The organism is Pseudomonas sp. URMO17WK12:I6, assembly GCF_003253625.1.
In the GTDB taxonomy this organism is placed as follows: domain Bacteria; phylum Pseudomonadota; class Gammaproteobacteria; order Pseudomonadales; family Pseudomonadaceae; genus Aquipseudomonas.
The window spans coordinates 247,021-261,151 of record NZ_QKYZ01000007.1; the positions used below are offsets into that span (position 1 = coordinate 247,021).

11 protein-coding genes are annotated in these 14,131 nt (G+C 59.6%); 7 read left to right on the forward strand and 4 right to left on the reverse strand.

Annotation, left to right across the window (positions count from 1 at the left end; all coding sequences use genetic code 11):
• Positions 1-2 precede the first annotated feature (2 nt).
• The 4 genes from F475_RS15375 to thiO are packed head-to-tail and all read left to right on the forward strand — an operon-like array spanning position 3 to position 5,163.
• Positions 3-482 carry a PilX N-terminal domain-containing pilus assembly protein gene (locus tag F475_RS15375; RefSeq protein WP_018925893.1) on the forward strand — a complete coding sequence of 160 codons (480 nt, stop codon included), beginning with the start codon at positions 3-5 and terminating at the stop codon, positions 480-482.
• Positions 469-3,591, forward strand: coding sequence for a pilus assembly protein (locus F475_RS15380; protein WP_111454244.1), 3,123 nt, complete (start codon positions 469-471; stop codon positions 3,589-3,591). Before F475_RS15375 ends, F475_RS15380 begins: the two co-directional genes overlap by 14 nt.
• 13 nt (positions 3,592-3,604) lie before the next feature.
• Positions 3,605-4,006 (forward strand): type IV pilin protein, encoded by a 402-nt coding sequence (locus tag F475_RS15385; RefSeq protein WP_019581258.1) that lies wholly within the window; start codon positions 3,605-3,607, stop codon positions 4,004-4,006.
• A gap of 56 nt (positions 4,007-4,062) precedes the next feature.
• Positions 4,063-5,163, forward strand: coding sequence for a glycine oxidase ThiO (gene thiO, locus F475_RS15390; RefSeq protein ID WP_111454245.1), 1,101 nt, complete (start codon positions 4,063-4,065; stop codon positions 5,161-5,163).
• A 19-nt stretch (positions 5,164-5,182) separates the two neighbouring features.
• Here the strand turns inward: thiO and F475_RS15395 are convergent, their stop codons facing one another.
• The 4 genes from F475_RS15395 to F475_RS15410 all read right to left on the reverse strand — a co-directional run bounded on the left by F475_RS15395 (position 5,183) and on the right by F475_RS15410 (position 9,491).
• Entirely contained in the window at positions 5,183-6,529 is a 1,347-nt protein-coding gene (locus F475_RS15395) for a sigma-54 dependent transcriptional regulator (protein WP_019650972.1), read from the reverse strand.
• Positions 6,526-8,115 carry a PAS domain-containing sensor histidine kinase gene (locus F475_RS15400; RefSeq protein ID WP_064620435.1) on the reverse strand — a complete coding sequence of 530 codons (1,590 nt, stop codon included), beginning with the start codon at positions 8,113-8,115 and terminating at the stop codon, positions 6,526-6,528. The genes F475_RS15395 and F475_RS15400 overlap by 4 nt, the downstream gene beginning before the upstream one ends.
• The gene (locus tag F475_RS15405) at positions 8,105-8,338 is read right to left on the reverse strand and encodes a PP0621 family protein (RefSeq protein WP_064620433.1); all 234 of its coding nucleotides are present in this window, start codon (positions 8,336-8,338) and stop codon (positions 8,105-8,107) included. The genes F475_RS15400 and F475_RS15405 overlap by 11 nt, the downstream gene beginning before the upstream one ends.
• A 136-nt stretch (positions 8,339-8,474) precedes the next feature.
• The gene (locus F475_RS15410) at positions 8,475-9,491 is read right to left on the reverse strand and encodes an outer membrane protein assembly factor BamD (RefSeq protein WP_018925899.1); all 1,017 of its coding nucleotides are present in this window, start codon (positions 9,489-9,491) and stop codon (positions 8,475-8,477) included.
• A gap of 151 nt (positions 9,492-9,642) precedes the next feature.
• On the opposite strand from F475_RS15410, the gene rluD reads away from it, so the two are divergent.
• The 3 genes from rluD to clpB all read left to right on the forward strand — a co-directional run bounded on the left by rluD (position 9,643) and on the right by clpB (position 14,019).
• Positions 9,643-10,605 (forward strand): 23S rRNA pseudouridine(1911/1915/1917) synthase RluD, encoded by a 963-nt coding sequence (gene rluD / locus F475_RS15415; RefSeq protein ID WP_007901932.1) that lies wholly within the window; start codon positions 9,643-9,645, stop codon positions 10,603-10,605.
• Positions 10,602-11,324 (forward strand): peptidoglycan editing factor PgeF, encoded by a 723-nt coding sequence (gene pgeF / locus F475_RS15420; protein WP_111454246.1) that lies wholly within the window; start codon positions 10,602-10,604, stop codon positions 11,322-11,324. Before rluD ends, pgeF begins: the two co-directional genes overlap by 4 nt.
• Before the next feature lie 130 nt (positions 11,325-11,454).
• The gene (gene clpB / locus F475_RS15425) at positions 11,455-14,019 is read left to right on the forward strand and encodes an ATP-dependent chaperone ClpB (RefSeq protein WP_018925901.1); all 2,565 of its coding nucleotides are present in this window, start codon (positions 11,455-11,457) and stop codon (positions 14,017-14,019) included.
• Positions 14,020-14,131 lie beyond the last annotated feature (112 nt).

Below are 14,131 nucleotides of genomic sequence, written 5' to 3' on the forward strand. Positions count from 1 at the left end.
CGATGAGTCGTGCGTCCATGACATCTCACGTCCAGCGCGGCATGGCGCTGTTGGTCAGCCTGGTGTTTCTCCTGGTGCTGACATTGATCGGTCTCTCGTCGATGCAGAGCGCCACGTTGCAGGAGAAAATGACCAGCAGCGTGATCCTGCGCAACCAGTCGTTCCAGGGCGCGGAAGCGGCGTTGCGGGTCGGTGAAAGCGCGGTGCAACTGAACTCCTACTCATTGCCGGTCTGCAGTGGCACCAGCCAGTGCGCACCGCCGGCCGAGGCGTCGGTCATTACCGCCGCCGGGTTCAACTCCACCTCGGGGGTGAACTGGATCGCCTCCGGTAGCGGCTTTTACGGAGTGCAGAACATTGGCACTACCCTGACTGCCGTGAATGTGCCGAGCAACACGTCGGCAACCCTTTATCGGGTGACCGCCGTGGGCATCGCGGGCAGCTCGCGCAGTGTGGTGGAGAGTATTTATGCGAAGTACTGAGACTCGCACAGGCTGGCGTCGTTGGTTATTGCAGCTGCTCTGGGGCGCGGCCTTGAGCCTTTACCTGGCCTCGCCGACCTACGCCTTCACGCCCTCGGATTCTCCGCTGTTGAGCGCCGCCGCCGTGCCTGCCAATGTGATGCTGCTGCTCGATGACTCGGGGAGTATGAACAACATTATCTGGGCAGCCGGCTTCGACCCGACGGTCGCACGCACCCCGGTGACTATTTGCCTCTCCAATGGTACGTGCCTGAAAGGCCGCGACCTGGACATGACCGATAACAATATCGCCTTGTCGAGTTTGACTCATGGAACATGCTCGAAGGCTGGATGGTACGGTTTTTATAAAAACAGCCTTCTCGGTCTGGATTCGCTTTGCCTGAAGCTTCCCGATCCGGTGGGAAGCGAGGACACGCGGTATACGGCGAATTATTTGTCCTACCTGATCAGCCTGGCCAACAATACTGACCGGGACTTCACCGACGGCTCGATCCCCAACGATTACCGGATGAACGTGGCGCGCAACGTTTCCAAGACGTTGGTGGCCAATAACCGTTCGCTACGCATCGGCCTGTCGACGTTCAACCTGGCGGTCGGTAACCATAAGAATGACGGCGGTTACATCGCCCGCTCGATCAGCGATTTGTCGGCGGTCAGCGGCACTGTGACTCAGGCTCAAGCCGATACCAATTACAACGCACTGATCGCCGGGATCGACGAGTTGAGTGCGCAAGCCAATACGCCGCTGGCGGAAGCCTATTACGAGATCACTCGTTATTTCCGTGGCATGGCGCCGTACAACAACTCGACGCCCGACACCTATACCAGTCCGATTCAGTACCGTTGCCAGAAAAACTACGGGGTGGTGATCACCGATGGTCTGCCGACCTACGACCGAACCTTTCCGACCGATGATCCGCTGGGTGGCAGCCAGTTACCGAACTGGGACGGGATCAGCAGTAACGATGGTACCGATCCCTCAGGCGACGATGAGGGCGACACCCTGTACCTGGATGACATTGCCAAGTTCGCCTTCGATATCGACATGCGTTCCACGGGAACCGATGCCGCGGGCAAAAGCTGGGACGCGGTGGATTTTCCCAGGCAGAACATGAACACCTATACCGTGGGTTTCACCGCTGCAAACCAGATGTTGGCGGATGCCGCGACCTACGGGCAGGGCAAGTACTACCAGGCGAGCGACAGTGCGGGACTTAACAATGCATTGTCTGCAGCCTTGAGCGACATCACTTCCAAGGCCGGCTCAGGTGGCAGTGGCGTGGCCAGCGGCACGACCCTGACCAGCGACTCGAGCTATTTCCAGACCAGCTACGATCCCAAGGACTGGCGGGGTACGATCAAGTCCTTTGGCTTCACGTCGGCGGGCGCGGTTAACACCGCCGCTGTGCTATGGACGACCGACACCACCATCGTGCCCGGCGCCACTGCGCCGACCTACCAGTCCTGGAACACGCAAACCAACGCCGCGGTCACCCTGGCTTACAGCAATTTCTCTGCGGCGCAGCAGACCGCCCTCAACCAGGGGCTGCCCACTGGCATCAACGGCAACGATCTGGTGGAGTGGAGCAAGGGCATCAACAAAACCGGGCTGAAAGTTCGCAGTGTATTGCTCGGCGACATCATCAATTCGCCACTCGTGCTGGCTTCACCCACGGACAAAACCGCGTCCGATCTGGTGGCAGACACCAGCTACAGCACTTACCTGACCACCAAAGCCGCCAACATGAATGCCAGCCTGGTGGTGAATGCCAACGACGGTTTTGTAAACATCATCAACTCGGCCAATGGTGTCAGGCGTTATGCCTACATGCCCTCCAGCGTGCTGCCATCGCTGAACGACATCGCCGATCCCGCTTACATCAACGGTGTGAGCCACAAGTTTCTGGTCGATGGTCAGGTCGGCGTGTTTGATGCCCAGCTCAATAGCGCCTGGAAAACCCTGGCAATTGGCGGTACGGGGGCGGGCGGCAAAACCTTCTATGCGCTGCAATTGTTCGACGCATCGGCCGGTAACGAAACTAAAGCGCTGTGGGAAATCAGTGCACCGGCCACGGCCAGCACAGCGAACGTTTTCAATGATCTGGGTTATGCCTATGCGCGCCCCGAAGTGGCACGCTTGGCCGATGGTCGCTGGGCCGCGTTTATCTCCAACGGCTATGGCAGCAACTCCGGGGTGGCAGCGTTGTATGTGGTGGATATTCGCGACGGCTCGCTGATCAAGAAAATCGTGGTCGACAGTACCGAAACCACCAACGGCCTGTCGTCGGTGAAGCTCAGGGTCAACTCGCAGAATGTGGTGCAGGCTGCCTACGGGGGCGATCTGAAAGGGCGGTTGTGGAAGTTCGATTTGAGTGGCACCACCCCTGACACCTGGGGCGTGGCGTTTTCCGGCAAGCCGTTGTTCACCACTGCAGGTGGCGCGACCCAGCCGATTACCGCGCAACCGTTGCTGGCGGATCACGTGTTGGGCGGCAAGGAGGTGTTTTTCGGCACCGGCAAATTCAATGAGGTTGCCGACAAGACCAACAAGGATCTGCAGGCGTTCTACGCGGTATGGGATGCCGAGGGGGGCGCAGGACAAATCACTGTTTCCAGCTTGCAGGCGCAGGCGGTGACCGGCGTGTTTTCGGGCAGTACCGGGCAATTCATCACCACCAGCCAGAACGAGGTGACCTACCCGGCCAAGAAAGGCTGGTACTTGCCCCTGGTATACAACAACGTGCTGACGGGGGAGCGGGTGATCTATCAGGCCAGTCTGGTATCGGGGCGAATTGTTTTTACCACGCTCAGCGTGGATACCGTGGACCCCTGTGCCAGCTTCGGTACCGGCAAACTGGTCGAACTCGATGCGTTCAGCGGTAAGATGCTCAATTATGCGGTACTCGACACCAATGCCGACGGGGTGGTCGATGGCAACGACACGATTTCCAGCGGGGTGATCTTCACCGGTGGTATCCCGACCCTGAACGCGGTCGTCAATGACGCAACCCGCAAGATTGTGAACGACTCCGGTGGTGGCGTGACCACTCTGGTGGAAAAATCCGGTGGCGGCAGCGGCCGTCGCATCATGTGGCGACAAATACAGTAAGTGAGAGTGAGGCATGCGCAGATCCAACCGAGGTTTTACCCTGATCGAAATCATGATCGTGATTGCGATCATCGGGATCGTCATCACCATTGGCTATCCGAGCCTCACCGAGTACGTAAAAAAGGGCCGCCGTACTGAAGTCGCCGGGTTGCTTTCCGAGCAGGCGCAGATCCTCGAGCGTTTCTATTCGAAGAATAATGTCTACACCAATGCCACCGGCCTCAGCGCCGGCAATGATTTCTACACCATCACCCCGACCCTGACCGATCAGACCTTCCTGCTGACGGCAACACGCAAGGCCGGTTCGACCATGGCCAGCGACAAGTGCGGTGATTTCACTCTCACCAATACCGGCGTCAGGAGTATGGTCAATGCCGCGTCCGGCCTGGCCACCAAGGATTGCTGGGGTCGCTGAGTTCCTTTTTCGGGCGCCTTTTGCGCCCTCTGTCTATTGAACGGTTGGATCAGAACATGAGCAGTCAACAGCAAGTGGTGATTGTCGGTGGCGGGGTGATTGGCCTGCTGACGGCGTTCAATCTCGCGTCCGAAGTGCAGAGCGTGGTGCTGCTGGACCGCTCGAACGTCGGTCAGGAGTCTTCCTGGGCCGGTGGCGGGATCGTTTCGCCGCTCTACCCATGGCGCTACAGCCCGGCGGTCACTGCACTGGCTCATTGGTCCCAGGATTTTTATCCACAACTGGCCCAGCGTTTGTTCGCTGCCACCGGTGTCGATCCTGAAGTGCACACCACCGGGTTGTATTGGCTGGACCTGGATGACGAGGCCGAAGCACTCGCCTGGGCCAAACGGGAGAACCGTCCGCTGCGGGCTGTGGATATCTCTGCGGCCCACGATGCAGTGCCGGTATTGGGCGCCGGTTTTTCGCGGGCGATCTACATGGCCGATGTGGCCAATGTGCGTAATCCACGGCTGGTGAAGTCCCTCAAGGCCGCCTTGCTGGCGTTGCCGAACGTGACGATCCATGAACAATGCGAGGTCAGCGAATTTATCCGGGAAGGTTCTGCGGTGGTCGGGGTACAGACCTCGACGGGGGCCATTCGGGGTGATGAGGTGGTTTTGACAGCGGGGGCCTGGAGCGGTGACTTGCTGAAAAAGCTGGGCCTGGAGCTGCCGGTCGAACCGGTCAAGGGCCAGATGATTCTCTACAAGTGCGCGGCGGACTTCCTTCCGAGCATGGTCCTGGCCAAGGGGCGTTATGCCATTCCCCGGCGCGACGGGCACATCCTGATCGGCAGTACGCTGGAGCATGAGGGTTTTGACAAGACGCCAACCGACATGGCGCTGGAAAGCCTGAAGGCATCGGCGGTGGAATTGATTCCGGCATTGGCGGATGCCGAGGTGGTGGGGCATTGGGCGGGGTTGCGGCCCGGGTCGCCTGAAGGAATCCCCTATATCGGTCGGGTGCCGGGATATGACGGGCTCTGGCTCAACTGCGGGCATTACCGTAACGGGCTGGTGCTGGCGCCGGCGTCGTGTCAGTTGTTTGCCGATGTGATGCTGGGGCGGGAGCCGATTATCGACCCTGCGCCGTATGCACCAGCCGGACGAATCTGACAGAAGAGCTGTTAACGGTTCAATCCAGCCCCAATTTCTTCAGCCTGTAACGCATCGACCGAAATGACAGATTCAATCGCTGGGCCGCCGCCGTGCGGTTCCAACGGGTTTCTTCCAGGGCCTGGAGGATGAGTTTGCGTTCGACGTTTTCCAGATAGGCTTCCAGATTATCGATCTGTGTCAGGTCTGGCACGCCGCCGTCCGGGTTGCAGTTGCCTTCCGCCAGGCGCAGGTCGCTGGCTTCGATCTGTTTGTTCTCGCACAAGGTGTGAGCCCGTTCGAGCATGTTCTCCAATTCCCGCACGTTTCCAGGAAAGCGATAGTTTTTCAGCGCTTCGAGGGCTTGTGGGTGGAGTTTTGCGGGGGGCTGGCCAGTGCTGGCCGCCAGTCGCTTGAGCATATTGTTGGCCAGAAGCTCAATGTCGTCGCGGCGTTCGCGCAAGGACGGTACTCGCAGCTCGATCACGTTCAGGCGGTAGTACAAGTCCTGGCGAAAGCGTTCGGCGGCGACTTCGGCATCGAGGTCTTTGTGAGTGGCGCAGAGGATGCGCACATCGACCACGGTTTCCTGCTGGCCACCGATGCTGCGAACGGCTTTCTCCTGTATGGCCCGCAGCAGTTTGACCTGCATTGCCAGCGGCAGGTCAGCCACTTCGTCGAGGAACAAAGTACCGCCGTGGGCTGCCTGGAACAGCCCGGGCTTGTCTTCGATGGCGCCGCTGAAACTGCCTTTGCGATGGCCGAAAAACTCGCTTTCCATCAATTCCGACGGGATTGCCCCACAGTTCACCGGGACGAACGGTCGGCTGGCGCGCGGGCCTTGGTCGTGGATAAGTCGAGCGACCAGTTCCTTGCCGCTGCCGGACTCGCCACTGATGTAGACCGGGGCTTGGCTGCGGGCCAGTTTGTCGATTTGTTTGCGCAGGTTGCGCATGGGCAGCGAGTCGCCCAGCAGCCGACGGTCGATGCCGCTGCTGGTGCCGCCTGGCGCTGGCAAGCTCAGGGCGCTGATGACCAGTTCGCGCAGACGGGTGAGGTCGACCGGTTTGGTCAGGAAGTCGAAGGCGCCGGCCTTGAGGGCGTTTATTGCTGTTTCCAGGCTGCCGTAGGCGGTGATCATCGCCACCGGCACTTGTGCATAGCGCTGCTGGATGTGCTGCACCAGCGCCAGACCGGTGCCGTCAGGCAGGCGCATGTCGGTCAGGCACAGGTCGAACGTATCCCGAGCCAGTAGCGCCTGCGCTTCTGCGAGGTTGCGTGCGCTGAAGGTGTCGAGTTTCATCCGTCCCAGGGTGATTTCCAGGAGTTCGCGGATATCCGGCTCGTCGTCGACGATGAGGATTTTTTGCCGTGGGCTCGTGTTCAACTTTGTTTCCGTCCGTGAGCAAAGGTGATGCGAAAGCAGCCGCCGCCTTGGCGTGATTTGAAGTCTAGGCGGGCTTGATTGCTTTCGCACAGCTCACGGGACAGATAAAGCCCCAGGCCAGTACCCTGGCTGCTGGTGGTGAAGAACGGTTCGAACAAGTGAGTACGTTGGTCCGGTGCAACGCCAGGGCCATCGTCTAGGACTTCCAGGGTCGGCAACTGGCTGTCCGGGTCGATAAACAACTCAAGCCAGGCCTGCGCCCGATCATGCTTGAGGGCGCTATGGCGCCAGGCATTGCGCAACAGGTTATCGAGAATCTGGGTCAGCTGATCCGGATCCATCAGGGTTTTGAAGTCTCCCAAGCCGATGCGCAGGTGAATCTGCTGATGTTCTTTCGAGCCTTCGCGGGTTTCGGCGACGAAATGCTCCAGCCACGGCTTCAAATCGAGCCGTTGCGGCACGGTTTGCTGGCGACGGGACAATTGCAGGACGTTTTCGATTACCCGATTCATGCGCTGAGATTGGTCTTGAATAATCTGGGTCAGACGCCGGTCCGCACCGTTCAGTTCCTCGGATTCCTGCAGTAACTGCGCGGCATGACTAATGGCGCCCAGTGGATTGCGGATCTCATGGGCAATCCCGGCGGTCAGGCGACCGAGGGCGGCGAGTTTCAGTTGTTGGGCCTGTTGGGCGATTTGGGCGAGGTCTTCGAGAAAAACCAGCGTCTGGTGGTGCGGGCTTTGGTCCAGGGCAATGAAGCTTGGTTGCAGCTCGAGGCCGTTGCTGGCGATCTGCAGGCTTTGCGGGCGCAACGTTGGATTGTTGAGCCACAGTTGGAGTCGCTCGACCAACGGTATCGAGTAATCGTCGATCAACTGGCCGTCCAGTTTTTCCTGCCCCAGCAAGGTCAAGGCGCTGTGATTGGCCAGTTGCACCCGCCGTTGGTTGTCGAGCACCAGAATGCCCGTGCGCATGCGTTGCAGGATCAGTGCGTTGAGGGCTTCGAGACCGAGCACTTCACTGGCCCGCTGTTCGGCCAGGGTTTCGCTGACCTCCAATCGTCGGGTCAATCCCTGCACCAGCAGCGCCGCGGCAAAACACAGGGCGCCGAGGGTGCCGATTTGCAGGTAATCACTGGGGCTGGCGGGGTGGTTGAAGCTCAGGATGAAGCTCAAACCCACGATGCCAAGGGCACCGACCGCTGCGATCAGCAGACCGACACGCCCGCGCAGCAAGGTATTGCTGATGGCTACTGAGACGATCAGCAAATTGCCGATGGCACTGGCCATGCCGCCCGCGGCATAGAACAGGCCGCACAGCAGCAGGACATCGACCAGCGCCAGGCCGAACAGCTGCGCGGGGCGTCGGGTGTTCCCCAAAAAGACCACCAGCAGGATATTCAGCACCAGGTACAACCAGCTGCCGTTGCGCAGCAGGTCGTCATTGGCGAACTTCAGCAACTGGTTGTCCATGTTGCTGGAGATCAACAGCACCAGGGTGATGCCGACGCTTAAGCGGTAGAGGTGATAGAGGCGCAGCAGTCGCTGGGCCTGTTTGTTGCCTGGGCTGGGCGTCTCAGCGATCACTTGAGCCCGGGCCTTGCTCAAGGTGAGCCTGGCTGCAATACCACTGTTGTTCGAGTTTCAACGCGCGGTCGCGGGGCAGGTGTACGCCGCAATGAGCACAGCGAACCATGGGCGGAGCATCTTGCTCGCGCGGCATATTGGCGACCGACGTCGGGCCCTTGAACTTGCGCCAGAACCATATGGCAGCGGCAATCAGGGCGATCCAGAACAATAGACGAAGCATGGTGAGCTGCTTTTTGATTAATGAGTTGGCAGTTTAGCCAAGGACGGGTCAAGCGCACAGCGCAATACGTTCACCCAAAAATCCGGCAATAAAAAAGGCGCCTCGAAAGGCGCCTTCCCGGTACAACATCTCTATGTCAGTCGAACAGGCCGAAGGTCATGTGGCTGAACCAGGAACGGTCGGTGTTGCTGGACTCGGGTTCCGGTTCTTCGATCACATCGCCGTTTTCATCTTTAGGCTTGAGCTCGTTCGGAATCGCGTCCTTGGCATCCTGGAACTGCTTCTGCACGTCCTGGTTGGCGCGGGTTTCGCCCGGCGGCAGTGGCGGACGGGATTCGATCAGGCCCAGGGTGGCCTTGCTCAGCCACGAACGGTTGTCGGCTTCGGCTACCGATGGCACGAACTGACCGTCCACCAGGCTCGGGTGGTTCGGGTAGTTGAGTTTCAGGGTTTCGAGACTGGTCGCAGCCAGTTCGTCCAGGTGCAGGCGCTGGTAGGCTTCGGTCATCACCGCCAGGCCGTCACCGACCGATGGGGTTTCCTGGAAGTTTTCCACTACATAACGGCCACGGTTGGCGGCGGCAACGTAGGCCTGACGGGTCAGGTAGTAGTCGGCAACGTGGATTTCATAGGCCGCCAGCAGGTTACGCAGGTAAATCATGCGCTGCTTGGCGTCCGGCGCGTAGCGGCTGTTCGGGTAGCGGCTGGTCAGCTGGGCGAACTCGTTGTAGGAGTCGCGAGCAGCGCCCGGGTCACGCTTGGTCATGTCCAGTGGCAGGAAGCGCGCCAGCAGGCCGACGTCCTGGTCAAAAGAGGTCAGACCCTTGAGGTAGTAGGCGTAATCGACGTTCGGGTGCTGCGGGTGCAGACGAATGAATCGCTCGGCGGCGGACTTCGCAGCCTCAGGCTCGGAGTTCTTGTAGTTGGCGTAGATGAGCTCGAGTTGAGCCTGATCGGCATAGCGACCGAACGGATAACGCGACTCCAGGGCCTTCAGCTTGGCTGTGGCGGCGGTGTAGCTATTGTTGTCCAGATCGTGCTGAGCCTGCTGGTACAGCTCGACTTCGCTCAGGTTTTCGTCTACGACTTCCTTCGATGAGCAAGCAGCGGTCAATGCGAGGATGGCGATCAGCAGCAGGTGTTTCACTTGCATGGCGGCTTGCGTCCCTATGACGGCCGCTGTCTTGGGCGGGGCCGTCCTGTTATGATGAGTGCCCCGTTGAAAAGCCTCGGGGCAAAAGACGCCGTATTTAACCACAAGCGCGCAGCCGAAACCAAAGGCTGTGCCGACGCCTAGTCTGAGCATGTCCGATAAAATTGAACTTCGCGCAGAGGTGCCGTCCGAATTGGGCGGCCAACGCCTCGATCAAGTCGCCGCACAATTATTCGCTGAGCACTCGCGCTCGCGCCTTTCCGCCTGGATCAAAGACGGCCGCCTGACTGTGGATGGGGCGGTTATCCGCCCGCGAGACATCGTTCACGGTGGCGCCATTCTTGAATTGACTGCCGAGCAGGAAGCTCAGGGCGAATGGATCGCTCAAGACATCGAGCTGGACATCGTCTATGAAGACGACGACATCCTGGTGATCAACAAGCCTGCGGGCCTGGTGGTGCATCCGGCCGCAGGTCACGCCGACGGCACCTTGCTCAACGCCTTGCTGCACCACGTGCCGGACATCATCAATGTGCCCCGCGCCGGTATCGTGCATCGTCTGGACAAGGACACCACCGGTCTGATGGTGGTGGCCAAGACCATTCAGGCGCAGACACAGCTGGTCACTCAATTGCAGAGCCGAAGTGTCAGCCGGATCTATGAGTGCATCGTAATCGGTGTAGTGACGGCCGGCGGCAAGATCAACGCACCGATCGGTCGTCACGGCCAGCAGCGCCAGCGCATGGCGGTGATGGAAGGTGGCAAGCAAGCCGTCAGTCACTACCGCGTGCTCGAGCGTTTCCGCTCCCACACTCATGTGCGAGTGAAGCTGGAAACCGGTCGTACGCACCAGATTCGCGTGCACATGGCGCACATCAACTACCCGTTGGTCGGAGATCCTGCCTACGGCGGTCGTTTCCGTATTCCACCGGCCGCCAGCGTGACCATGGTCGAATCCCTGAAGAATTTCCCGCGTCAGGCGCTGCATGCGCGGTTCCTGGAGCTGGATCATCCGACCACCGGTAAACGCATGAGCTGGGAATCGCCACTGCCGGATGACTTCGTCTGGTTGCTGTCGCTGCTCAAGCAAGACCGCGAGGCGTTCATCGGATGACCTGGCTGACGCCTGACTGGCCCGCGCCGGCCAGCGTCAAAGCCTGCGTTACCACCCGTGCGGGCGGCGTCAGTCTGGCGCCGTTCGACAGCCTGAACCTGGGCGATCATGTCGACGACAGCCCTGAAGCCGTCGCCGAAAACCGCCGTCGTCTCACCGATCGTTTCTCGATTCAGCCGGCCTGGCTGCAACAGGTTCACGGCATTGTCGTGGCCCAAGCGGACCCAAACCTGGTAGCCACTGCCGACGCCAGCTGGACGGCAACACCCGGTATCGCTTGCACAGCGATGACCGCCGACTGCCTTCCTGCGCTGTTTTGCGACCGTGCCGGCACCCGCGTCGCTGCCGCCCATGCCGGTTGGCGCGGGCTGGCGGCGGGTGTGCTGGAAGCGACCCTCGACAGTCTGGCTGTACCGCCTGAAGACGTACTGGTCTGGCTCGGCCCGGCCATTGGCCCTCAAGCCTTTGAAGTCGGCCCGGAAGTGCGCGAAACCTTCGTCCAGCAATTGCCTGAAGCAGCCAAAGCCTTCGTGCCGAGCCAGAATGCCGGCAAGTTCATGGCCGACATCTATGAACTGGCGCGTTTGCGTCTGGCCGCTCGCGGTGTCACCGCTGTTTATGGCGGTGGTTTCTGCACAGTGACCGATCCACGTTTCTTTTCTTACCGCCGCAGTCCTCGCACCGGCCGGTTTGCCTCCCTGATCTGGCTCGAACGCTAAACTTCTCTGATCTACATCAACTGCACGACGCTTGAATCTCCCAGAATCGACCACATCTATAGCGGTATCTGGCAGGTTTCTTTATTCGGGATGTTTATAGGTCCGGCCTGCTCAAAAGGAAGGTGAACCCATGCGTATAGACCGTTTAACCAGCAAGCTGCAGTTAGCCTTGTCCGACGCCCAATCCCTGGCTGTCGGCCTCGATCATCCGGCCATTGAACCGGCGCATTTGATGCAGGCCATGCTTGAACAGCAGGGTGGTTCGATCAAACCCCTGCTGATGCAGGTGGGTTTCGACGTCAACAGCCTGCGTAAAGAGCTGACCAAAGCGCTCGATCAGCTGCCGAAAATCCAGAACCCGACCGGTGACGTGAACATGTCGCAGGATCTGGCACGCCTGCTCAACCAGGCCGATCGCCTGGCCCAGCAGAAGGGTGACCAATTCATCTCCAGCGAACTGGTGCTGCTCGCCGCGATGGACGAGAACAGCAAGCTCGGCAAATTGCTGCTCGGCCAGGGCGTGAGCAAAAAGGCGCTGGAAAACGCGATCAACAATCTGCGTGGCGGTGAGGCGGTCAATGACGCCAACCAGGAAGAATCACGCCAGGCGCTGGATAAATACACCATCGACCTGACCAAGCGCGCCGAAGAGGGCAAGCTCGATCCTGTGATCGGCCGTGACGATGAAATTCGCCGCACCATTCAGGTTCTGCAACGCCGCACCAAGAACAACCCGGTGCTGATCGGTGAACCTGGCGTGGGTAAAACCGCCATCGCCGAAGGCTTGGCTCAGCGCATCATCAACGGTGAAGTGCCGGACGGTCTCAAAGGCAGGCGCCTTTTGTCCCTGGACATGGGGGCATTGATTGCCGGCGCCAAATACCGCGGCGAGTTCGAAGAACGCCTCAAGTCCCTGCTCAATGAACTGTCGAAGCAGGAAGGGCAGATCATTCTGTTCATCGACGAATTGCACACCATGGTCGGCGCCGGCAAGGGCGAAGGCTCGATGGACGCGGGCAACATGCTCAAACCGGCATTGGCTCGCGGTGAGCTGCATTGCGTCGGTGCGACCACGCTCAACGAGTATCGCCAATATATAGAGAAGGACGCGGCCCTCGAGCGGCGCTTCCAGAAGGTCTTGGTGGACGAGCCGAGCGAAGAAGACACCATCGCCATCCTGCGTGGTCTGAAAGAGCGCTACGAAGTTCACCACAAGGTGGCAATCACCGACGGTGCAATCATCGCCGCGGCCAAGCTCAGCCATCGCTACATCACGGACCGCCAGTTGCCGGACAAGGCCATCGACCTGATCGACGAAGCCGCCAGCCGCATCCGCATGGAAATCGATTCCAAGCCGGAAGTGCTGGACCGTCTGGAGCGTCGTCTGATTCAGCTGAAGGTGGAATCCCAGGCGCTGAAGAAAGAAAGCGACGACGCGGCGAAGAAACGTCTGGAAAAATTGCAGGAAGAAATCGCCCGTCACGAGCGTGAGTATTCGGATCTCGAAGAGATCTGGAACTCGGAAAAAGCCGAGGTCCAGGGTTCGGCACAGATCCAGCAGAAAATCGAACAGTCCCGTCAGGAACTGGAAGCCGCGCGCCGTAAAGGCGATCTGAACCGCATGGCCGAGCTGCAATACGGGGTGATCCCGGACCTGGAGCGCAGCCTGCAAATGGTCGACCAGCACGGCAAAAGCGAAAACCAGTTGTTGCGCAGCAAGGTGACTGAAGAAGAGATCGCTGAAGTCGTGTCGAAATGGACCGGCATCCCCGTGGCGAAAATGCTCGAGGGCGAGCGCGAAAAACTGATGAAGATGGAAAGCCTGTTGCACCAACGTGTGATCGGTCAGGACGAAGCAGTGATCGCCGTCTCCAACGCAGTGCGGCGTTCCCGTGCCGGGTTGTCCGATCCGAATCGCCCGAGCGGTTCGTTCATGTTCCTCGGCCCGACCGGTGTCGGTAAAACCGAGTTGTGCAAGGCGCTGGCCGAGTTCCTCTTTGATACTGAAGAGGCGATGGTACGGATCGACATGTCCGAGTTCATGGAGAAGCATTCCGTGGCTCGTCTGATCGGCGCGCCACCGGGCTACGTGGGCTATGAGGAGGGCGGTTACCTGACCGAGGCGGTGCGTCGCAAGCCTTACTCGGTGATCCTGCTGGATGAGGTCGAGAAGGCCCACCCGGATGTGTTCAACATCTTGCTGCAAGTGCTTGAAGATGGCCGTTTGACCGACAGCCATGGCCGCACGGTGGATTTCAAAAATACCGTGATCGTCATGACCTCCAACCTGGGCTCGGTACAGATCCAGGAACTGATAGGGGATCGCGAAGCGCAGCGTGCAGCGGTGATGGATGCGATTTCCACGCACTTCCGGCCGGAGTTCATCAACCGGGTCGACGAAGTGGTGATCTTCGAGCCACTGGCTCGGGATCAGATCGCGGGCATTACCGAGATCCAGTTGGGTCGCCTGCGTAGCCGTCTGACCGAGCGCGAGCTGAAGCTTGAGCTGAGTCCGGAAGCGATGGATAAGCTGATCGCCGTCGGTTACGACCCAGTCTATGGCGCACGGCCGCTCAAACGGGCGATCCAGCGCTGGATCGAGAACCCGCTGGCACAGCTGATTCTATCGGGTCGTTTCATGCCCGGAGAGACCGCCAAAGGTGTGGTGGAGCACGACGAAATCGTCTTTGTCTGATCCCCAGTGGCAACAAAATGAAAGAGGCCTCGCATTGCGAGGCCTTTTTTTCGATAGGCTGTTGAACTCAAAGGAAAATGCTTGTAAAGTGCGCCCCGCAGTAAGTCACCCC

Coding starts and splice junctions, on each gene's coding strand:
- pgeF (WP_111454246.1), top strand. CDS start 10,602: ATGACCTGGCTGACGCCTGACTGGCCCGCGCCGGCCAGCGTCAAAGCC.
- thiO (WP_111454245.1), top strand. CDS start 4,063: ATGAGCAGTCAACAGCAAGTGGTGATTGTCGGTGGCGGGGTGATTGGC.
- rluD (WP_007901932.1), top strand. CDS start 9,643: ATGTCCGATAAAATTGAACTTCGCGCAGAGGTGCCGTCCGAATTGGGC.
- F475_RS15380 (WP_111454244.1), top strand. CDS start 469: ATGCGAAGTACTGAGACTCGCACAGGCTGGCGTCGTTGGTTATTGCAG.
- F475_RS15410 (WP_018925899.1), bottom strand. CDS start 9,491: ATGCAAGTGAAACACCTGCTGCTGATCGCCATCCTCGCATTGACCGCT.
- clpB (WP_018925901.1), top strand. CDS start 11,455: ATGCGTATAGACCGTTTAACCAGCAAGCTGCAGTTAGCCTTGTCCGAC.
- F475_RS15375 (WP_018925893.1), top strand. CDS start 3: ATGAGTCGTGCGTCCATGACATCTCACGTCCAGCGCGGCATGGCGCTG.
- F475_RS15405 (WP_064620433.1), bottom strand. CDS start 8,338: ATGCTTCGTCTATTGTTCTGGATCGCCCTGATTGCCGCTGCCATATGG.
- F475_RS15385 (WP_019581258.1), top strand. CDS start 3,605: ATGCGCAGATCCAACCGAGGTTTTACCCTGATCGAAATCATGATCGTG.